14 protein-coding genes and 1 tRNA gene are annotated in these 21,477 nt (G+C 70.5%); 2 read left to right on the top strand and 13 right to left on the bottom strand.

Annotated elements, in window-relative coordinates; translation table 11 throughout:
• Window positions 1–34 precede the first annotated feature (34 nt).
• Together Mth01_RS02755 and Mth01_RS02750 are read right to left on the bottom strand one after the other, a co-directional pair.
• Window positions 35–1,231, bottom strand: a complete 1,197-nt coding sequence (locus tag Mth01_RS02755) for a branched-chain amino acid ABC transporter substrate-binding protein (protein WP_204010566.1) — start codon at window positions 1,229–1,231, stop codon at window positions 35–37.
• Between the two features lie 277 nt (window positions 1,232–1,508).
• Window positions 1,509–2,123, bottom strand: a complete 615-nt coding sequence (locus Mth01_RS02750; protein ID WP_239089286.1) for an ANTAR domain-containing response regulator — start codon at window positions 2,121–2,123, stop codon at window positions 1,509–1,511.
• Window positions 2,124–2,243: 120 nt separating this feature from the next.
• On the opposite strand from Mth01_RS02750, the gene Mth01_RS02745 reads away from it, so the two are divergent.
• Window positions 2,244–2,318: transfer RNA gene (locus tag Mth01_RS02745), tRNA-Leu, on the top strand.
• A gap of 29 nt (window positions 2,319–2,347) precedes the next feature.
• Here Mth01_RS02745 and Mth01_RS02740 read toward each other — a convergent pair.
• The 6 genes from Mth01_RS02740 to gltB form a co-directional block, all read right to left on the bottom strand.
• On the bottom strand, window positions 2,348–4,198 hold the full coding sequence (locus Mth01_RS02740; RefSeq protein WP_204010564.1) for an ABC transporter ATP-binding protein: 1,851 nt from the start codon (window positions 4,196–4,198) through the stop codon (window positions 2,348–2,350).
• Entirely contained in the window at window positions 4,195–5,940 is a 1,746-nt protein-coding gene (locus Mth01_RS02735; protein ID WP_239089285.1) for an ABC transporter ATP-binding protein, read from the bottom strand. Before Mth01_RS02735 ends, Mth01_RS02740 begins: the two co-directional genes overlap by 4 nt.
• A gap of 252 nt (window positions 5,941–6,192) precedes the next feature.
• A complete protein-coding gene (gene pyk, locus Mth01_RS02730) occupies window positions 6,193–7,623 on the bottom strand; it encodes a pyruvate kinase (RefSeq protein WP_204010560.1) in 1,431 nt (476 codons plus the stop codon).
• A gap of 265 nt (window positions 7,624–7,888) precedes the next feature.
• A complete protein-coding gene (locus tag Mth01_RS02725; protein ID WP_239089284.1) occupies window positions 7,889–9,595 on the bottom strand; it encodes a S8 family serine peptidase in 1,707 nt (568 codons plus the stop codon).
• A gap of 86 nt (window positions 9,596–9,681) precedes the next feature.
• On the bottom strand, window positions 9,682–11,148 hold the full coding sequence (locus tag Mth01_RS02720) for a glutamate synthase subunit beta (RefSeq protein ID WP_204010558.1): 1,467 nt from the start codon (window positions 11,146–11,148) through the stop codon (window positions 9,682–9,684).
• 15 nt (window positions 11,149–11,163) lie between these two features.
• Window positions 11,164–15,720, bottom strand: a complete 4,557-nt coding sequence (gene gltB / locus Mth01_RS02715; RefSeq protein WP_204010556.1) for a glutamate synthase large subunit — start codon at window positions 15,718–15,720, stop codon at window positions 11,164–11,166.
• A gap of 186 nt (window positions 15,721–15,906) precedes the next feature.
• Here gltB and Mth01_RS02710 point away from each other — a divergent pair, with 186 nt between their 5' ends.
• Window positions 15,907–17,499, top strand: a complete 1,593-nt coding sequence (locus Mth01_RS02710; RefSeq protein WP_204010554.1) for a bis-aminopropyl spermidine synthase family protein — start codon at window positions 15,907–15,909, stop codon at window positions 17,497–17,499.
• 15 nt (window positions 17,500–17,514) lie between these two features.
• On the opposite strand, the gene Mth01_RS02705 is transcribed toward Mth01_RS02710, so the two are convergent.
• The 5 genes from Mth01_RS02705 to Mth01_RS02685 are packed head-to-tail and all read right to left on the bottom strand — an operon-like array spanning window position 17,515 to window position 21,453.
• Window positions 17,515–18,378 (bottom strand): hypothetical protein, encoded by an 864-nt coding sequence (locus tag Mth01_RS02705; protein WP_204010552.1) that lies wholly within the window; start codon window positions 18,376–18,378, stop codon window positions 17,515–17,517.
• Window positions 18,375–19,097, bottom strand: coding sequence for a VIT1/CCC1 transporter family protein (locus tag Mth01_RS02700; RefSeq protein WP_239089283.1), 723 nt, complete (start codon window positions 19,095–19,097; stop codon window positions 18,375–18,377). The genes Mth01_RS02705 and Mth01_RS02700 overlap by 4 nt, the downstream gene beginning before the upstream one ends.
• Window positions 19,094–20,113, bottom strand: a complete 1,020-nt coding sequence (gene lgt, locus Mth01_RS02695; RefSeq protein ID WP_204010549.1) for a prolipoprotein diacylglyceryl transferase — start codon at window positions 20,111–20,113, stop codon at window positions 19,094–19,096. Before lgt ends, Mth01_RS02700 begins: the two co-directional genes overlap by 4 nt.
• 60 nt (window positions 20,114–20,173) lie before the next feature.
• A complete protein-coding gene (locus Mth01_RS02690; RefSeq protein ID WP_239089282.1) occupies window positions 20,174–20,923 on the bottom strand; it encodes a DsbA family protein in 750 nt (249 codons plus the stop codon).
• The gene (locus Mth01_RS02685; protein WP_204010547.1) at window positions 20,920–21,453 is read right to left on the bottom strand and encodes a MauE/DoxX family redox-associated membrane protein; all 534 of its coding nucleotides are present in this window, start codon (window positions 21,451–21,453) and stop codon (window positions 20,920–20,922) included. Before Mth01_RS02685 ends, Mth01_RS02690 begins: the two co-directional genes overlap by 4 nt.
• Window positions 21,454–21,477 lie beyond the last annotated feature (24 nt).

Raw genomic sequence — 21,477 nt, 5'->3', positions numbered from 1 at the left:
CGCTCCTCAGCGTTCTCAGATCGATCCGGACGCGTCAGCCGAGCTGCGCCTGCGAGGTGTCGCCCAGCCAGTCGAGGTTGCCGTCCTTGATCTGGTAGACGTGGATGACGTTCGCCGCGATGTCACCGTTCGGACCGAACTTGATCTGCTTCGAGACGCCCTTGAAGTCGACCGTCGCGAGGAAGTCGTTGATCTTCTCCGGGGTGGTGTTGCCGGCCTCGATCGCCTTCAGGATGGCCGTGGCCGCGTCGTAGCCCTCGGTGGCGTAGATCAGCGGGTCGCCGCCGAACTTCGCCTTGTACTTCTCGCTGAACTCCTTCAGCTCCGGCACGTCGGAGCCGAACGGGATGAGGCAGGGGCAGCCGAGCACCGCACCCTCCGCGGCCTCCTTGCCGGCGGCGTTGACGAGCTCCTTGTCCACCGCTCCGTCGCCGGAGACCACGGTCGCGGTCACGCCGCCGTCACGGAGCTGCTTGAGCAGCCGGCCGAGCTGGGCGTAGTAGCCGCCGTAGTAGATGACATCGGGCGAGGCGGCCTTCACCTTGGTGACGGTGGAGGAGTAGTCCGAGCCGTTCGGGTCGATCTTGTCACGCTCGACCGCGACGCCCTGGGCCTCGAACTCCTTGGCCACCGCGTCGGCGAGGCCGGCGCCGTACTCCTGCGCGTCGTCGACGACGAACGCCTTCTTCGCCGACTTGGCCTTGACCAGGAAGTCGGCGATGGCCGGGCCCTGGATGGCGTCGTTGGCGACCACGCGGTGCCAGAACTTCCAGCCGTTGTCGGCCAGTGCGGGGTTGGTCGCCGAGCCCGTGACGCTCGGGATCTTGCCCTCCTCCAGGATCGGGCCCACGTTGCGCGACTCGCCGGAGAAGCCCGGGCCCACCATGGCCACAATCTTGTCTTCGGTGACGGCCTTCTGGGCCAGCGGGACAGCCTGGTCGGGGTTGCCCTGGCTGTCGTACTTCACCAGTTCGACCTTGACGCCGGTCGACTTCGCGTTGAACTCGTCCACCGCGAGCTGCGCGCCCTGAGACGGCGGGATCATGAGCGCCGAGTTCTCACCGGTCAGGTCGCCCATGAAACCGATCTTGAGGGTGGTGGCGCCGTCGCCACCGCCCTGGCCATCGGACGCAGAGCTGTCGCCGGAGCCGCTACCACACGCCGCGAGACCGAGGGTCAGCGCTGTACCGACCGCGACAATGCCGCCAAGGCGAGCGATCTTGGATCGCAAGGTTGCCTTCCTTTCGCTGGATCCCCTTCCGAGGATCGGATACGCATCCGCCCCATCCAGCGGTCAGCCGAGGGGTCGTGACCGGTAGTACAACCACGGGAAGTCACAGGTCGGTACAGAGGTCATCACGGTTATGGCTTTGTTATGTCTGTCCTCTTCGTTTAGTAATCAACATGTAACGGAAATAGAAAAAATTCCTTTGGCCCTGGTCGCTGGCCCCATGCATCGGCTTATCATGTCTTTTCGCCCTGACGGGGTGGCCGGCCCTGATGGGTGGTCAGCTCTGCGGGCTCTCCGATGTGGGCTGGGGCTCCTGCGGCGCGGCCTCGGCGATCACGATCTGCGCCACCTGCCGCATACCGATACGTCGGTCCATGGACGCCTTCTGGATCCACCGGAACGCCTGCGGCTCGGTCCACCCGTGCTGGGCCATCAGCAGGCCCTTCGCCCGGTCCACGAGCTTCCTGGTCTCCAGCCGCCCCGAGAGGGTGGAGACCTCCTTCTCCAGCGCCGTGATCTCCTCATGGCGGCTGATCGCCATCTCGATCGCCGGAACCAGGTCCCCCTTGGTGAAGGGCTTCACCAGGTACGCCATCGCCCCCGCGTCCCTGGCCCGTTCCACCAGGTCGCGCTGGGAGAACGCGGTCAGGATCAGACACGGCGCGATCCGCTCGGCGACGATCCGCTCGGCGGCCGAGATGCCGTCGAGGACCGGCATCTTCACGTCCAGGACCACCAGGTCGGGGCGCAGCTCCGTGGCCAGCTTGACCGCGGTCTCCCCGTCACCGGCCTCGCCCACCACGGCGTAGCCGTCCTCTTCGAGCATCTCCTTCAGGTCGAGGCGGATCAGCGCCTCGTCTTCCGCGATCACCACTCGTCGCTGCGTACTCACGCACAAGAGGTTACCGATGTCCGCTAGATTAGGACCACGCGAGGGGTCGTGCGGACGATCAACGATCCGCTAGGCTCCGAAGCGACGGGATCCAGATGACCATATAAAGTCTGGATTGAAGCCCCGGTACCCCAATTGGCATGAGGGAGCGGATTCAAAACCCGTACAGTGTGGGTTCGAGTCCCACCCGGGGCACTTTTCGCCTCGATCAGTCGCGGCGTTGATCAGGCGAGGCTGTCGAGCCACGCCTTGTGGAGGCGGGCGAATCTGCCGGAGCGGGCGATGAGACGCTCCGGCGGCCCGTCCTCGACGATCCGCCCGGCGTCCATCACGAGGACCCGGTCGGCGATCTCCACCGTCGACAGCCGATGCGCGATGATCAGCGCCGTGCGATCGGCCAGCACCGTGCGCAGCGCCCGCTGCACGAGCCGTTCACTGGGCACGTCGAGGCTCGAGGTGGCCTCGTCGAGGATCAGCACCGCCGGATCGGCGAGAAACGCCCGGGCGAACGCGACCAGTTGCCGCTGCCCCGCCGACATCCGGCCGCCGCGCTTGCCGACCTGCGTGCCGTACCCCTCGGGAAGCGCGGAGACGAAGGCGTGCGCGCCGATGGCCTCGGCCGCTTCGACGACCGCCGCCGCCGGCGCATCCGGCCGCCCGAACCTGATGTTGTCGGCGATCGTGCCGGTGAACAGGAAGTTCTCCTGTGTCACCATGACGACGTGGCGGCGCAACTCGGCCTCGTCGAGATCACGCAGGTCCACGCCGTCGAGCAGGATCCGCCCGGCCACCGGATCGTAGAACCTGGCGATGAGCTTGGCCAGCGTGGTCTTGCCCGCGCCGGTCGTGCCGACCACGGCGACGGTCTGCCCGGCGGGGATCTCCAGCTCCAGCCGGGGCAGTACGGCCCGGCCGCCGTCGTAGCCGAACTCGACGGCGTCGAACCGCAGGCCGCCCCGGGCCCCGCCGCGGATCCCACCTCGATCGCCGCCGAGCGGCGCCGGCAACGGCACCGGCACCGGCGGCTCGGCGACCTCGGGCCGCTCCTCCAGCACGCCGGACAGCTTCTCCAACGCGGCGCCGGCCGACTGCAGCGCGTTGTAGAACTGACTGATCTCCTGCATCGGCTCGTAGAACTGCCGGAGGTAGAGCAGGAACGCGGCGAGCACCCCGACCGTCACCGTGCCGTTCAGAGCGAGCCATCCGCCGTACAGCAGCACGGCCGCCACCGTGACGTTGCCGATGAGCTTGATGCCCGGCATGAACACGGCGACCAGGCGGGCGCTGCGCGTGTTGGCGTCGCGGTAGTCGGCGTTGAGCCGTTCGAAGATCTCCTGGTTGCGCGGCTCCCTGCGGAACGCCTGTACGGCGCGGATGCCGGTCATCGACTCGACGAAGTGGACGATGACCAGCGCCACGGCCTGGCGGGTCCTGCGATAGGCGACGCTCGACTGCCGCCGGAACCATCGGGTGAACAGCAGCAGGACCGGCAGCGGCAGCAGCGCCACCAGGCCGAGGCGGACGTCGAGCACGAGCAGCATGACGGCGGTGCCGCACAGGGTGAGCACGGCGGTGACGAGGCCGTCGAAGCCCGAGTCGAGCAGCTCGCCGATCGCCTCGACATCCGAGGTGAGCCGGGAGATCACCCGGCCCGATGTGTACTTCTCGTGGAAGGACAGTGACAGCCGCTGGAAGTGGTCGAAGACCCGTCGGCGCAGTTGCAGGAGGATGTCCTGCCCGATCCGGCCGGACATCTGGAGGAACGCCTTCCGGGTGAGCGCCTGGACGAGCGCGGCCCCGACGACCAGCGCGATGATCGTCAGCAGCGTTCCCGGACCGCGGCCGGCCAGCACCGGGGGGATGCCGTCGTCGATGCCCGCCTTCACCAGGTACGGCAGGGCCAGGCCGGCCGCGCTGGACAGCACGATCACGGCGGTCAGCAGCGCGATCCGCTTCCGATGCGGCCGCAGCAGGTCGGCGAGCAGCCGCCGCGACCGCGTGCGCAGCAGCAGCGTCACGCTGTCGGACACCTGGTCCTGATCTTCGGCGGCCACGCCCCGCCAGGAGTCGCTCATCGCAGGACCCCCTCGGGGTCGAGATCGGCGTCCTGCGCCAGCAGCGCGCGATACTCCGGCACCGCCGACAGCAGGTCGGCGTGCCGGCCCACGCTGGTGATGGCGCCCTCGCTGAGCAGCGCCACCCGGTCGGCTAGCAGCACGGTCGAGGCCCGGTGCGCGACGATGAGGCCGGTCGCGTCGGCGAGGACCCGCCGAAGCGCCTCCTCCACCAGCGCCTCGGTCTCCACGTCGAGCGCGGACAGGGTGTCGTCGAGCACGAGGACGCGTGGCCCGGCGAGGATCGCCCGGGCCAGGGCCAGGCGCTGTCGCTGGCCTCCCGACAACGACATGCCCTGCTCGCCGATCCGGGTGTCGAGCCCCCACGGCAGGTCGTGGACGAAGGCGGCCTGGGTGATCTCCAGGGCCTCCCGGATCTCCCGGTCGGTGGCTTCGGCGCGGCCCAGCGTGACGTTCTCCCGCACGCTCATCGAGAACAGCGTGGGCTCCTCGAAGGCGGTGGCGACCATCGCACGCAGCGTCGGGAGGGACAGATCCCGCACGTCCCGCCCGTCGATGGTGACCCGGCCGCCGGTCACGTCGCGGAGCCTGGGCACCAGGGACGTCAGCGTCGTCTTGCCCGAGCCGGTGGCCCCGACGATGGCGACGGTCTCCCCCGGCCGCACCTCGAGCCGGACGTCGCGCAGCACGGACCGGTCGGCGCCGGGGAACCGGAACTCCACCCCCTCGAACCGCAGGTGTCCCCGCCCCCGAGATCGCCGCCGGCGCCGCTTCTCCTGCCGCTCGATGACGTACGGCCCGCCCGCGACGCGGGTGTCGGTGATCGCCGGGTCGCTGATCGCTGGGTCGGTGATTTCGGGGGTGGTGTCCAGCACCTCGGTCACTCGGTCCGCCGCGGTCATCGCCTCCTGTCCCATCGCGAGGATGTAGCCCAGCGAGGCGACCGGCCAGACGAGCTGCAGCACGAAGGTCGTGAACGCGACGAGGGTGCCGAGCGTCAGGGCGCCCGCGCCCACTGCCACCGCGCCGAACAGCAGCACCATGGCCAGCGTGAGGTTGGGGATCACCTCGAGGAACGTGAAGAATCGTGATGACAGCCGGACCTTGCCCAGTGCCGTACGGCGCAGCTCGCTCGCGGCCTCGTCGAACACGCCGTACAGGTGGCGGCGCCGGCCGAACGCCTTGATCGTGCGGATGCCGACGGCCGCCTCCTCGACCAGGGTGGCCAGATCGCCCTGCTGGTCCTGCACCTGGCGGGAGACGCGGATGTACCGCTTCTCGAACCGCAGCGACAGCGCCACGACCGGCACGGCCGACGCCGTGACGAGCAGGCCGAGCGGCCAGTACGTCCGAAGGAGCACGATGACGACCGCGGTGAGCTGGAGGATGTTCATGATCAGGAACAGCACTCCGAAGCCCAGGAAGCGACGGATGGTGGACAGGTCCGTCGTCGCGCGCGACAGGAGCTGCCCGGACTGCCACTCGTCGTGGAAGCTCATCGGCAGGCGCTGCAGATGGCGGTAGAGATCGTCACGGATCGCCGCCTCCAGGCCGAGCACCGGCCCGGCCTGCGACCACCTGCGTACGAAGGTGAGCACGGCCTCGGCGACGCCGAGGCCGAGCGCGAGCAGCCCGAGCGGGAGCAGCGCGCCGCGGTCCCCATGCGCCACCGGGCCGTCGATGATCTCCTTGCCGACCAGCGGGATGACCGTCCCGGCGGCGATGCCGAGGAACGCGGCCATCCACGAGACGGTCAGGATTCGGGCGTACGGTCGCAGATAGGACCGTAACCGCCACAGTGAGCGCCACGAGAGGCGGCGAGCGTCGGGTCTGGATCCGGGCTGTTCGCGCATCGTCCCGTAGCGTCCCCCGAATGCATGGACAGGATCGGACAACCGGCACTGCCATGCTTTATCAGGAGACGACGACCATCAAGAGGTTTTCCTCCGCCGCTCGGTATACCAGGTGTTTACCTGGGAGTTACCTGATGGTGTTCACCTGGGGTGAGCGACCGCCGAGCCGATGGTGTGGACCCGCAGGGCGTTGGTGGATCCGTGCGTGCCGGGCGGGGAGCCGGCGACGATCACCACCTTGTCGCCCTTCTCGCAGCGGCCGAGCGACAGCAGCGACGCCTCGACCTGGCGGACCATGTCGTCGGTGTGGTGCACGAACGGGACCTCGAAGGTCTCCACGCCCCACGTCAGTGCGAGCTGGCCGCACACCTGCGGGTTGGAGGTGAACGCGAGCAGCGGGATCGGCGAGCGGTAGCGGGCCAGGCGGCGGGCGGTCTCACCGGACATGGTGAACGCCACGAGGGCCTTGGCCTTGACGATCGCGCCGACCTCGGCGGCCGCGCGGGCGATCGCGCCGCCGGTGGTCTCCGGCAGGCGCTCCAGGGTGTGCTTGGCCTCCAGCGTCGTGCCCTCCGCTGCGATGGCGATGCGGTGCATGGTGGCCACCGAGTCGACCGGGTAGTTGCCGACCGACGTCTCACCCGACAGCATCACCGCGTCGGCGCCGTCCATGACGGCGTAGGCGACGTCGGAGGCCTCGGCGCGGGTCGGGCGCGGGGCGTTCATCATCGAGTCGAGCATCTGGGTGGCCACGATGACCGGGTGGGCCTTCTCACGGCACAGCTCGATGATCCGGCGCTGGACGATCGGCACCTGTTCCAGCGGAAGCTCCACACCGAGGTCGCCGCGCGCGACCATGACGCCGTCGAAGGCGTCGACGATCTCCTCGAGGTGCTCGACGGCCTGCGGCTTCTCGATCTTGGCGAGGAGAGGCAGGCGGACGCCCTCCTCATCCATGATCTTCTGGACCAGCAGGGCGTCGTCCGGCGACCGGACGAACGACAGGGCGATCAGGTCGAACCCGGTTCGCAGCGCCCAGCGCAGGTCCGTCTCGTCCTTCTCGGTGAGCGCGGGCGCGCTGACGGCGACCCCGGGAAGGTTGAGGCCCTTGTTGTCGGAGATCATGCCACCGATGATCACTCGGGTGACCACGCGCGGCCCGTCCACGGCGGTCACCTCCAGGTTGAGGCGCCCGTCGTCGACGAGCACCGTGTCACCGGGCCTGACGTCGCCGGGCAGTCCCTCGTACGTCGTGGAGACGATGTCGCGGTCCCCCGGCACGCTCTCGGTCGTGATCGTGAAGACGTCGCCGAAGCCGAGCCGTACCGGACCGGAGGCGAAGCGGCCGACGCGGATCTTGGGGCCCTGCAGGTCGGCGAGGACGCCGACGGGGCGTCCCAGTTCCTCGGCGGCGGCCCTGACCCGGTCGAAAACCTCCTTGTGCAGCTCGTGGCTGCCATGTGAGAGGTTGAAGCGGGCCACATTCATGCCGGCGAGGATGAGTTCGCGCAGGCGCTCGGGAGATGAGGATGCGGGGCCCAGGGTACAGACGATCTTAGCTCGACGACTCACAAGCACTACCCTAATTGGTACAGACCACTTCATGTGACAGCAGGCACAGGCGTCGCCGAGTATTCACGGTCTTTCACCAGGGAGTTCACCCATCCGGCCCGATGGCGGCCCGGCGGCGGCCCAATGGCGGCCCAATGGCGGCGCGGCGTCATCACATCTTGCAATGACCACGCTACTCCTCCCCGTCCTCCCCCACCGGGCTTTCCCCACTCCCACCCACCCCTCCCCCGCTGCGAGAATTCGCAAGATCACGCGTGGGGGGCTGTCACTGGGTGATGGTGGCGGCGCGGGCGGCGTTGACCACGCCGTGGCCGAAGAACCCGTTCTTGGCGGTGTCCCCCTCGCAGACCTGCGTGTCGTCCGGGCCGTACTTGTAGGTCCGGGGTGACGGGCATGCCTGCTGTACGGCCGAGGCGTACAGCAGCCTCTCGACCTGCGCCGGGTCCATCTGGAGCCCGCCCTTGCCCGGCTTGCCGAACCGGCCGATGATGATCGCGGCCACTCCGGTGGCGTGCGGGGCGGCCATCGAGGTGCCCTCCAGGTACTGGTAGTAGGCGCACTTGCCGCCCTGACAGTCGCGGATCACGGACGCGTCCTTCGGCCGGCCGTCCTTGCCGATCGAGCCCTTGGCCCGCAGCGCGCTTTCGGGGGCGGCGGCCAGGATCTCCCGTCGCGCGCCCTTGAGCTCGGTGCCGCCGTCGAACAGGTCGCCGCCGGGCGCGGCGATGTCGGCCTGCTCGATTCCGTAGTCGGAGAAGCCGGACTTGCGGCCGCTCGGCCCGACCGCCGTGACCGAGATGACGCCGTCGAGCTCTGCCGGGACGTTGAGGCAGGTGTTGTCGACCTTGCGGTTGCGCTGCTTGTCCAGGGGGTAGTTGGGGCTGCCCGCGTCCGACTGCGGCTTGCCGAGGTCGGTGCCGCTGTTGCCGATCGCCGTGATCAGCGTCACGTTTCGCGAACGGGCGTAGGCGACCGCCCGGCGCATGCCCTCGATGATGCCCTTCTGGTCCAGGCGCTCAGCCGGCGAGTCCTGCGGATTGTTCGCGCAGTTGAACGCCCACGGGTCGACGTAGAAGCTCATGTTGACGACGTCGATGCCCACGTCCCCGGCGTACGCCAGGGCGTCCATGGTCGGCTTGAGGAAGAAGAAGCCCGAGTCGGTGCCCGCCCTCAGGTTGACCAGTGACACGTCGGGGGCGACCCCGCCGATACCGATGCCGTTGAGCGGCGAGCCGATGGTGCTGGCGACGTGCGTGCCGTGCCCGTCGTCGTCCGCGTCGGCCGGGTCCTTGCAGCCCTGATGTTCGCACGGGCCGTCGAGCTTCTTGCCGTTCGGGTCGTTCGGCTCGTCCATGACGAAGTTGCGGCTGAGCTCGCGGTTGAAGTTCGGGGCGATGTCTGGGTGGTTGCCGTCGACGCCGGTGTCGATGATGCCCACCAGCACCTTGTGGCTGCCCTTGGCCTTGCCGTACGACCCGTCGGCGGTGGCGCCCATCATCTTCATGTCCCACTGGCGGCCCGCCAGCGGCTCCCCCGTGCCCGGCCGCCGCGCGGCGGAACGCGCGGCGGAACGCGCGGCCGGCGCCGCAGCCGGAACGTCGGAGACCCTGCCGATGGGCCGGTCGAGTGAGACGCCGACGACGGCCGGATCGGCCCCGATCCGCTCCGGTGAGCCGGTGCGCACCACCAGATAGCCGAGCCGGTCGTCCTGGCCCTCGACGGTGCCTCCGGCGGCCGTCACGGCGCGGGTCGCGGCGTCCTTGCCGCCGCCCGCGTAGAACACCAGGTATCGGCGGGCCTGGGTGGCCGGGCCGGACTCCGACGCGCTGGACGTGCTTGACGGACCGGCGGAGGGCTGGGCCGCGCCCGCCATGCGATCCGCCTGGTCAGACGGAGCGCAGGCCGCCGCGCCGACGGCGCCCACCAGCGTCAACGAGACGGCCATCCCACCGAGGCGTCTGCGCGCGTTCACCGATTCCCCCCGTTTCGGCTCCGGCACCCTTCAGGCAGCCGGACCCCCCCGACTGCCTGATCCTGAATATGTCCTATTTTCTAGGGCTAAACCAGTGGACGGGCCGTCGGCGGGATCGGGGCGGACAGCACGGTCCCACCGCTGAGCCGCCGATCCACGGCCGCGGCGGCCGACCGGCCCTCCGCGATCGCCCAGACGATCAACGATTGCCCCCGGCCCATGTCGCCCGCCACGAAGACGCCCTCGACGGCGGTTTCGTACGAGGCGTCCCTGACCACATTACCCCGCGCGTCGAAGAAGTCTCCCGGCGTGAGCGCCGCCAGATCGGTGAGCAGCGGCCCTTTCTCCGGGCCCAGGAAGCCCATGGCGAGCGTGACCAGCCCGGCCGGGATCTCCCGCTCGGTGCCGGGGATCGGCCGGAACCCGGTGGCCGGGCCCTCGACGCCGACCAGGCGCACCGCCCTGACGTCGCCTTCGGCGTCGCCGACGAACTCGGTGGTGGACACGGCGTAGACCCGCTCGCCGCCGCCGGCCGCCAACTCCTCGTGCGCGCTCTCCATCTTGAACAGTATGGGGAAGGTCGGCCACGGCTGCCCGGCGGTACGGGACGCCGGAGGCGCCGGCATGATCTCCAGCTGGGTGACCGAGGCGGCCCCCTGGCGGATCGCCGTGCCGACGCAGTCGGCCCCGGTGTCGCCGCCTCCGATCACCACGACGTGCTTGCCGCACGCGGAGATCGGCGAGGCGTCCAGATCGCGGTTGGCCGGCGGGAGGTACTCCATCGCCTGGTGGATCCCTCCGAGCTCGCGCCCGGGCGCCGGCAGGTCACGCCAGGCCGTGGCGCCGCCCGCGAGCACGATGGCGTCGTACTCCTCCCGGAGCCGCGCGGCGGTGACGTCCACTCCCACGTCGACCGAGGTGCGGAACCGGGTGCCCTCGGCCGCCATCTGCGCGAGACGGCGGTCGAGGTGGCGCTTTTCCAGCTTGAACTCGGGGATGCCGTAGCGGAGCAGGCCGCCGACGCGGTCGGCCCGCTCGAACACCACCACGTCGTGCCCGGCGCGGGTGAGCTGCTGGGCGGCGGCCAGACCGGCCGGGCCCGAGCCCACCACCGCCACCCGGCGGCCGGTCTTCACGACCGGCGGCCGCGGGGTGACCCAGCCCTCGGCGAAGGCCCGGTCGATGATCTCGACCTCGACCCGCTTGATCGTGACCGGGTCGGAGTCGATGCCGAGGACGCACGCCGCCTCGCACGGAGCCGGGCACAGCCGGCCGGTGAACTCCGGGAAGTTGTTGGTGGCGTGCAGCCGCTCGGCCGCCTCGCGCCAGTCGTCGCGGTAGACGAGATCGTTCCACTCGGGGATGAGGTTCCCCAGCGGGCAGCCGTTGTGGCAGAACGGGATGCCGCAGTCCATGCAGCGGGACGCCTGCGCGGTCAGCGCGGCCGCGGGAAAGTCCTCGTAGACCTCACGCCAGTCGCGGATGCGGACGTCGACCGGGCGGCGGGCCGGCAGCTCGCGCCCGTGTGCCAGGAAACCCTTCGGGTCGGCCATCGGTGTGTGCCCTCCTTATCCGTGTGCGGCAGCCATGACGGCCTGGTCGATGTCCCGGCCCTCGGCCTCGGCGGCGGCCCGCGCGAGCAGGACCCGCTTGTAGTCCGACGGCATCACCTTCGCGAACCTGCCGAGGGCGGCGTCCCAGTCGGCGAGCAGCGTCTCGGCGACCGTCGAACCGGTCTCCGTGAAGTGCTTCTCGACGATCTGCCGCAGGAACTCGGCGTCGCTCTCGTCCGGCGTCTCCAGCTCGGCCATCTCGCGGTTGACCCGCTCGGGCCGCAGGTCCAGGACGTACGCCACGCCGCCGGACATGCCGGCCGCGAAGTTGCGGCCGGTCGGGCCGAGGACGACGGCCCGGCCGCCGGTCATGTACTCGCAGCCGTGGTCGCCCACGCCCTCCACCACCGCGGTGGCGCCGGAGTTGCGCACGCAGAACCGCTCGCCCATCAGGCCGCGGACGAACACCTCGCCGGAGGTGGCGCCGTACAGGCCGACGTTCCCGGCGATGACCTGCGTCTCGGCGGCGAACGGCGCGCCGGGGTGCGGCCGGACGGTCAGGCGTCCGCCCGACAGGCCCTTGCCGAGGTAGTCGTTGGCGTCGCCGACGAGCCGCAGCGTGACGCCGCGGGGCGCGAACGCGCCGAACGAGTTGCCCGCCGACCCGGTGAACGTCACGTCGATCGTGTCGTCGGGCAGCCCTGCGCCGCCGTACCGCCTGGTCACCTCGTGGCCGAGCATGGTGCCGACCGTGCGGTTGACGTTGCGGACGGGCAGCTCCAGCCTGACCCGATCGCCGCCGGCCAAAGCGCCCTCGGCGAGCTGGATCAGTGTGTTGTCCAGCGCCTTGTCCAGGCCGTGGTCCTGCTCGGCGACCCGGCACAGCGGGGTGCCTTCCGCGAGCTCGGGCCGGTGCAGGATCGGCGACAGGTCGAGGCCCGCCGCCTTCCAGTGGTCGACGGCCGCCGCGGTGTCGATCAGGTCGGCTCGGCCGATGATCTCGTCCAGCGACCGGTGGCCGAGCTGGGCGAGGTATTCGCGCACCTCCTGCGCGACGAACTCGAAGAAGTTCACCACGAACTCGGGCTTGCCGCTGAACCGCCTGCGCAGCTCGGGGTTCTGCGTGGCCACGCCGACCGGGCAGGTGTCGAGGTGGCAGACCCGCATCATCACGCAGCCGGAGACGACCAGCGGCGCGGTGGCGAAGCCGTACTCCTCGGCGCCGAGGAGCGCCGCGATGATCACGTCGCGGCCGGTCTTGAGCTGGCCGTCGGCCTGCACCACGATGCGGTCGCGCAGGCCGTTCAGCAGCAGGGTCTGCTGGGTCTCGGCCAGGCCGAGCTCCCAGGGGGCGCCCGCGTGCTTGATCGAGGTCAGCGGCGAGGCGCCGGTGCCGCCGTCGTGGCCGGAGATCAGCACGACGTCGGCGTGCGCCTTGCTGACCCCGGCGGCGACGGTCCCGACCCCGACCTCGGCGACCAGCTTCACGTGGACGCGGGCGCGCGGGTTGGCGTTCTTGAGGTCGTGGATCAGCTGGGCCAGGTCCTCGATCGAGTAGATGTCGTGGTGCGGCGGCGGCGAGATGAGGCCGACGCCGGGTGTGGAGTGCCGCGTCCTGGCGATCCACGGGTACACCTTGTGGCCGGGCAACTGGCCGCCCTCGCCGGGCTTGGCCCCCTGCGCCATCTTGATCTGCAGGTCGTCGGCGTTCACCAGGTATTCGCTGGTCACGCCGAACCGGCCGGAGGCCACCTGCTTGATCGCCGACCTGCGCTCGGGGTCGTACAGCCGCTCGGGCTCCTCACCGCCCTCGCCGGTGTTCGACCTGGCGCCGAGCCGGTTCATGGCCACGGCCAGGGTCTCGTGCGCCTCCCGTGAGATCGAGCCGTACGACATGGCGCCGGTGGAGAACCGCTTCACGATCGACTCGACCGGCTCGACCTCCTCGATCGGCACGGGCTCGCCGGCCGGGCGCAGCCTGAACAGGCCGCGCAACGTCATCAGCCGCTCGGATCTCTCGTCGACGAGCGAGGTGTACTCCTTGAAGATCTCGTACTGCCTGGTCCGGGTGGAGTGCTGCAGCTTGAAGACCGTCTCGGGGTTGAACAGGTGCGGCTCGCCCTCGCGCCGCCACTGGTACTCGCCGCCGACCTCCCGTCGCCGGTGCCCGTTCGCCGCGTTCGCCGCGTTCGCCGTGCGCGGGTAGGCCCGGGCGTGCCGCAGCAGCGCCTCCTGCGCGAGGACGTCGAAGCCGACGCCGCCGAGCCGGGAGGCGGTGCCGGTGAAGCACTCGCCGATCACCTCGGCGCCCAGGCCGAGCGCCTCGAAGAGCTGCGCCCCGGTGTAGGAGGCGACCGTGGACACCCCCATCTTGGACATGATCTTCAACACGCCCTTGCCGTACGCCTTCATCAGGTTGCGGACGGCCCGGCGCGGGTCCAGGCCGAGCGCGCCGGTGGCGATCATGTCCTCGACGGTCTCGATGGCGAGATAGGGGTTGACCGCGCTCGCGCCGTACCCGATGAGCAGGGCCATGTGGTGGCATTCGCGCGCCTCACCGGTCTCGACGACCAGGCCGACCCGGGTGCGTGTCTTCTCCCGGATGAGGTGGTGGTGCACCGCCCCGGTGAGCAGCAGCGACGGGATCGGCGCCCGCTCACGGGAGGACCCGCGGTCGGACAGCACGATGATCCGCGCGCCGCCCGCGATCGCCCGGGAGACCTCGGCGCGGATCTCCGCCAGCCTGTCGGCCAGGGCCTGCCCGGCATCGAACAGGCCGGACACGGTGTACGGCCGGAAGCCGGGCAGCGAGCCCTCGTCGTTGATGTGGACGATCTTCGCGAGCTCGTCGTTGTCGATCACTGGATACGGGAGCACCAGGCGGCGGCAGGAGGCCGGGCCGGGCTCCAGCAGGTTGCCCTCGGGACCCAGGGTGGACTGCAGCGAGGTGACGAGCTCCTCGCGGATCGCGTCCAGCGGCGGGTTGGTGACCTGCGCGAAGAGTTGGCTGAAGTAGTCGAACAGCAGTCTGGGCCGCTCGCTGAGCACGGCGACGGGGGTGTCGGTGCCCATCGAGCCGATCGGCTCGGCGCCGGTCCTCGCCATCGGGGACAGCAGGACCCGCAGCTCCTCCTCCGTGTAGCCGAAGGTCTGCTGCCGCTCGGCGAGCGTCTCATTGACGAACGGCGCCTCACGGGTGGGGTTCGCGTGCTCGCGCTCGGGCAGCTCCTCGAAGCGGACCAGTCCGGCGTGCAGCCAGTCGCCGTACGGCTCGGCCGCCGCGAGCTCGGCCTTGATCTCGTCGTCCTCGACGATCCGGCCGCGTGCGGTGTCGACGAGGAACATCCGGCCCGGCTGGAGGCGGCCCTTGCGTACCACCGTCTCCGGGGGGATGTCCGGGAGCACACCGGCCTCGGAGGCGAGCACGACCAGGCCGTCCTCGGTCACCCAGAACCGGCCGGGCCGCAGGCCGTTGCGGTCGAGCACCGCGCCGGCCAGCTTGCCGTCGGAGAAGGTGATCGACGCCGGGCCGTCCCAGGGCTCCATGAGGGTGGCGTGGAACTCGTAGAACGCCCGGCGCGCCGGATCCATCGCGGTGTGGTTCTCCCACGCCTCGGGGATCATCATCAGCACGGCGTGCGGCAGCGACCTGCCCCCCAGGTGGAGCAGTTCCAGCACCGCGTCGAACGACGCGGTGTCGGAGCCGTCGGGGTCGCAGATCGGGAACAGCCGCCCCAGATCACCGGAGATGAGGCCGGTGGCGAGCATGGCCTCCCTGGCGCGCATCCAGTTGCGGTTGCCGCGGACGGTGTTGATCTCACCGTTGTGCGCGACGTACCGGTAGGGGTGGGCGAGCGGCCAGGACGGGAAGGTGTTGGTGGAGAAGCGCGAGTGCACGAGGGCGATCGCGCTGACGTACCGCGGGTCGGACAGGTCGGGGAAGAACCGCTCGACCTGGGGAGAGGTCAGCATCCCCTTGTAGACGACGGTCCGGCTGGACAGCGAGGCGAAGTAGACGCCGGCCTCGTGCTCGGCCCGCTTGCGGAAGGGGTAGACGGCACGGTCCAGATCGAGGCCGGTCTCGCCGCCCGGCGAGGTGACGAACAGCTGGCGGAAGAACGGCATGACCGCGCGGGCCCCGGCGCCGGGGAGCGCGGCGTCGACCGGGAGGTCGCGCCAGCCGAGGACGGTGACGCCCTCTTCGGCCGCGATCTCCTCGATCAGCCGGACCGCCGCCGCGCGTGCCGGCTCGTCCGCCGGCAGGAACGCCGTGCCGGCGGCGTAGCCGCCTTCGGGCGGCAGTTCGCCGTGCCACCCCAGATCGGCGAGGACCTCGCGGAAGAACGCGTCGGGGATCTGGGTGAGGATGCCCGCACCGTCGCCGGTGTCGGGCTCACTGCCGCTGGCTCCGCGGTGGTCGAGGTTGCGCAGTGCGGTCAGCGCCTTGGCGACGATGTCGTGGCTGCGGCGGCCGGCCACGTCGGCCACCATGGCGACGCCACAGGCGTCATGCTCGTTGGCCGGGTCGTAGAGCCCCTGTGGCTTCGGGAAGCCGAGGCGTGCAGCAGGCATGTTGTCACTCCCGTCGTCTGCTTCTGCTGGAACAGAGGGACGACGTTGGCCCTGCTGCGGTTGTGAAAGTGCGTTGAGGCTACCGCACGGTTTTCCGGCGGCCACCTCAGGGTCACGCGACTTGAAGATTCCTTCCAGGCCGACTCGCGAAACGTCGACTCGCGACGTCCCGGATACAGTTGCCGCATGGCGGGATTCGAGGCGCTGGACGACCTGATGACAAAGGCGGGTGTGGACAGCCGCCGCCTCCGCAGGGCGGTCGCGCTTCTGGCCGGCAGACGCTGGTGGACCCTGGCCGATCTGGTCCGGGAGACCGCGACGTCGCGGCGTACGGTCGAGACGCTGCTGCGTGCGCTCCCCCTCGAGCACAGCGGCGACCGTTTCCGTATCAATCCGGTGAATTCACTTAAAGAATATCATACATCCACATCTGGCGACATTTCGGACTACTGGCCTATAGAGGTCTTAAGGGAACGACATGGCGACATCCTGGAACGCCTGGAAACGTTGATCGCCAAGGCCCCCCGGGGACGGCACGTGCTCGACCACGTCTCCGCGACCGCCGAGACCGTGCTGCGCCGCGCGCTCCTGCTCGGCGAGCGGTTCTGGCTGCCCGGGGCCCGCCTGCTCTGTGTCGGCGACCACGACCTGACCTCCCTGGCGGTACGGATGCTCCACCCCGAGGTGGAGGTCGCGGTGGCCGACATCGACGACCGGATCCTCGGCTACCTCGACGAGCAGGCGCTCGGCGTCCGCACCCGGTGGGCCGACCTGCGACTCGGCCTGCCGCCGTCGCTGCGCGGCTGGGCCGATCTGGCGATCACCGACCCGCCGTACACGCCCGAGGGCATCGGACTGTTCGCCGCGCGGGCCGCCGAGGGGCTGCGCGATCGCGAGCAGGGCAGGATTCTGGTGGCGTACGGCGCGTCCGAGCGGACGCCCATGCTCGCACTCAAAGTGCAGAAGGCATTGCTTGCCCTAAATCTGCTAAACGAAGCGTTATTTCCGGATTTCAACCGGTATTACGGGGCGGAAGCCATCGGCAGTGCCGCGGATCTCTACGTCCTGAGGGCCACCACCAAGACCTGGCCCGCCGTCGCCGCGCTGACCGACCGGGCCGCGGATCACACCGCCACCGCGATCTACACCCAGGGACCCCAGGCCGTCGAGTCGGCGCCGGGACAACTGGACGACGCCGAGCGAGCCGCCGCGGCACTGGACGGGTTCGAGCCGGGCCTGCTCGCCGGGGCCTGGCCGCGCGACCTCGCGACGCCCCGGACGAGGCTCGCCACGCTGCTGGCCAAGCCGTACGCCGCCGATCCCGAGCGGGTGGCGATCGCCGTGCCGGCCGGGCTGGAGGCGGCGCTGCCCCGCCTGCTGCTCGCGACCAGGGCGCGGCACGTGCGAGTGCTGCTCGCCCACGCGCCGGACGACCGGCCCGCACTCGCCGCGCTGCTCGCCCCCGTCTACGGCCTCACCACCCGACGCCTCAGCGGCGACGCGCACGTGCTCGACGCCGTACGGCTCGCGCCTGCGGCGGGCGGCGCCGACGCGATCATCCGGCGGATCATGGACAGCGCGCACGGCAAGATCGCCAATGTGTGGCGGGAGGCGCTGACGGGCGCCACCTCGCTCACCAAGAGGCAGGCCAGGACCGTGATCGAGGAGGCCGCCCCCTGGGCCGCCGACCTCACCCTCCTGGAGGCGCCGCTGCACCGCGTCGCCGCCCTCCCCGCCGCCGTCTCCCACACGCTGGAGGCCGCCGCTCATCTGGGCTAGGCAAAGATCACGGGGTTATTGGGGTGGCGGGTCGGTGGGGGTGGGCTCGGGCGGCTGGGGCCTGTCGTCGGCCGAGCCTGGGCCCGGCGCCTCCGAGGGCAGCCCGGCGACGGCGACGATCCGTCGATAGAGCGCCTTCTCCACGCCCCGTACGGCCAGGCCGAGCATGACGAAGTCGTCGCGTTCCCCCGGCTCGGCGCCGTCGGCTCTGGCGACCCACACCAGACCCGCGTAGTGCCCCATCGCGTGGCCGCTCGCCTCGCTGTATCCCTGGAAGGCCTGCCGGCCCTGCTCCAGCGGCAGCGTCCAGCCGCCCAGATGCATCGACTCCAGTTCGTCGACCACTCCGTTGGCCGCACGCACGTCGGCCAGATCGAGCAGCGTGTACTGGGCCACGTAGGCGCCGTCAGCGCTCCGATAGAGACCGCGGACGGCCTGCCTGCAGCCGGACTTGGCCAGCAGATCGGTCAGGTCGCCACCCCAGACCGTGCCCGAGCAGCCGGGGTCCGCCTGGCTCGCCACCCTTTTCAGGGTGACCTTGCCGGCCGTGAGCGTACGCGCGCCGAAGACCTCTTTCGTGGTGAGCGGCGCGGTGTCGGCCTGCCGGTCCGCGATCGGCCGGAACTCCTTGGGAGACGGCCATGCCTGGTAGCTCTCCGGCCGCCCCTCGCCCAGGAGGCTTCCCGCTCCCCGGACCGGCAGGCTCTCACCGCCGGCCACTTTGTCGATCATCAGGGTGAGCAGCAGCGCCGCGAACAGCACCCCCACGACGAAACCACCCCAGAGCACCATCCGCTGCTGTCCGACGGTGAGCCCCAGTTCCGCGAGGAGGCCCCACCGCTCCGCCGGCGCGGACGACCGGCGCTTACGCTTCGTCATAGGGCGGCGGCCCCGATGAGCGTGCCGAGCCCCCAGGTGAGGGCTGCCGCGACGCCGCCGACGACGAGCTGGCGCAGCCCGCTGAACCACCAGCTCCGTGCGGTCACGCGGGAGACCAGCACCCCGGCGCCGAACAGCGCCGCCATCGAGACGGCGGCCGGGATCCACAGGCCGTGGACACCCAGCAGGTACGGCAGGAGCGGGATCAGCGCGCCCCCGGCGAACGCGAGGAACGAGGAGACCGCGGCGAGGACCGGTGAGGGCAGGTCGTGCGGGTCGATGCCCAGCTCGGCCCGGGCGTGCACCGCCAGCGCCTGCTCCGGGTCACGGGAGATCTGCCTGGCGACCTCCCTGGCCGTCTCCGGGTCCACGCCGCGCGCCTGGTAGTGCAGCGCGAGCTCGTCCTCCTCGGCCTCGGGATGCCGCTCCAGCTCCCGGCGTTCGACGTCCAGCTCGGCCAGAGCCAGCTCCCGCTGGCTGGCCACCGACACGTATTCGCCGCCGGCCATGGAGAACGCCCCCGCGGCCAGTCCGGCCACACCGGCCAACGCGACGATCTTGGTGTCGGCGGTGCCGCCGGCCACACCCGCGATGAGGGCGAAGTTGGAGACCAGACCGTCCATCGCGCCGAAGACCGCGGGACGTAACCAGCCTCCGGTCACGTCACGGTGCTGGTGGTGCACCTCGGCCCGCGCCCCCACGCCGGCTTCGGTCATCATCGCTTACCGGCCTCGCCATCCGCCGTCGTGGACACCCGGCCGCCCGCGCCGTCCCCCGGCTCCGTCCTGTCCGGTTCGGCATCGCTTCCCGCCGTGCCGGCGACGTCCTGGTCGGCGACGTCCTGGTCGGCGGAGTCTCCGGAGTCGGCGGGAGGGTCGGCGGTGGACCCGTCCGCGGGCCCCTCGGCGATCTCGGTCACCCCCAGGGGCTCCTCGCCGCTCCGGCGCCGGGCCAGCCAGAAGTACGCGATGGCCGCGACGAAGACGACCACCGAGGTCCACTGGTTCAGCCGCAGGCCGAGGATCTCGTGTGCGGGGTCCACCCGCAGTCCCTCGATCCAGAACCTGCCCAGCGTGTAGCCGGCGACGTACAGCGCGAACAGGCGGCCGTACCGCAGGGCGAACCGCCGGCCCACCAGCACCAGCACCCCCGCGAGCGCGAGGTCCCACAGCAACTCGTAGAGGAACGCGGGGTGATAGGTGGCCACACCGGGCACCGTCCCGGGACGGCCCGGATCGATCTCCAGCCCCCACGGCAGGTCGGTCGGTCCGCCGAACAGTTCCTGGTTGAAGTAGTTGCCCAGCCGGCCGATTCCCTGGGCGACGGCGATGCCGGGGGCCACGGTGTCGGCGACGGCGGAGAACGACATGCCGCGACGGCGGCAGGCGATCCACACACCGAGCCCGCCGAGGGCGATCGCGCCCCAGATGCCGAGGCCGCCCTCCCAGATGAACAGGGCGTCGATCGGCCGCTTGGGCGCTTCGGATCCGAAGTAGATCTGCCAGTCGGTGATGACGTGGTAGAGACGTCCGCCCACGAGTCCGAACGGCACCGCCCACACGGCGAGGTCGGTGATGGCGCCGGGCGCGCCACCGCGGGCGCGCCACCGGCGTTCCCCGATCCAGACGGCGACGATGACGCCGAGCACGATGCACAGCGCGTAGGCCCGGATCGGTATGGGTCCGAGATTCCAGACCCCCTGCGAGGGGCTGGGAATCGAGGCGAGGAGGGGCATGTCAGGTGACGTTACCGTAAGAGGCAGCCGATTCGTGGCGTACCACGGCACTCATGCGGATCAGCCCTTGGCCGCGTTGACGATGGCGTCCCGCAGAGCACTCGGCACGAACGAGGTGTTGGAGTCCAGCGGCTTGCCGTTGACCATCACGGTGGGCGTTCCCTGAATCTTCTTCTCGCCCAGGATCTTGTTGCTGAACTCCTGGTGCGCGGCGACGTTCCGCTGCTCCCGCACGCAGCTCTCGAACCCGGAGTCGGTGACGCCGACCTCCTTGCCCCACTTCACGAGCTGATCGAGGGTGAAGCCGGTCGCGGTCTCGGACGGCTGGTTCTCGTAGAGCTTCTCATGGAAGGCAAGCCACTTGTCGCCGTCGGGGATGCACCGGGCGGCCGAGGACGCGCGCAGCGAGTTGGACTTGGCCGGCTCCTGACCGAAGATCGTGATCATGTGATAGACGACCTTGGCCTTGCCCTCCGTCGCGAGGTTCTTCAGCGTCGGGCCGCTGGTCTCCTCCATCTGCCGGCAGGCCGGGCACTGGAAGTCCTCGTAGACGTCGACCACCGGGCTCGTGACCCCGGGCTTGGCCATCACGACCGTGCCGTCCGACTGCAGGCCGATCGGTGACAGGTTCCCGGCGACCTCCTCCGACTTGCTCTGAGCGATGGACCACCAACCGATGCCCACGGCGACCACGGCGACCACGCCCACCGTCACGACCATGGTGAGCCGCCTGCGCCGCTCCTGCTTGCGGTAGGCCTCACGTTGTGCCGCGATGCGCGCCCTGGCCGCCTCGCTCGTCCGCTTGCTCACGAAATCTCTCCCTGCCTGCCGTTCTCACTGCTGGAATCGTCCGCGTCGGCGGAACCGTCGTCCTCGTCGTCGTCCGGCGCCGGCGAGCCCGTGAGGCCGAGCGCGGAGTCCAACGCGAGCCGGCCCGGCGGCTTCGCCACGATCCAGGCGGCGCATGCCAGTAGTCCGAAGTCCCGCAGAAGATCCCAGAAGTAGTTCGGGTCCTGCCCGTCGGCGAGTTGCCCGCCGCCGCCGAAGCAGCCGCAGTCGATCCGCAGTCCGCGCGCCCAGGCCGAGGCGATGCCGACGACGAACGCGGCCATCACCAGGCCGGAGATCACCCCGACCACCCGGGTGAGCAGTCCGAGGACCAGCAGCGCCCCGATGACGATCTCGACCGCCGGCAGCCCGTGGCCCACGATCTGGACGAGGCTCTCGGGCAGCATCTCGTAGGCACGGACCGCCTGCACCGATGTGGCGGGCGCACCGACCTTGAGCGCCCCGGCGACGATCAGCACGACGCCCAGCACCAGCCGGGCCGCGGTCGTCACCCACGGCAACGGACCCTGCGCGGA

Origin of the sequence: Sphaerimonospora thailandensis (genome assembly GCF_016863115.1) — a bacterium.
Taxonomy (GTDB): domain Bacteria; phylum Actinomycetota; class Actinomycetes; order Streptosporangiales; family Streptosporangiaceae; genus Sphaerimonospora; species Sphaerimonospora cavernae.
The sequence above is the reverse complement of the archived record's forward strand: the minus strand, read 5'-3'. Positions and strand labels throughout refer to the sequence as shown.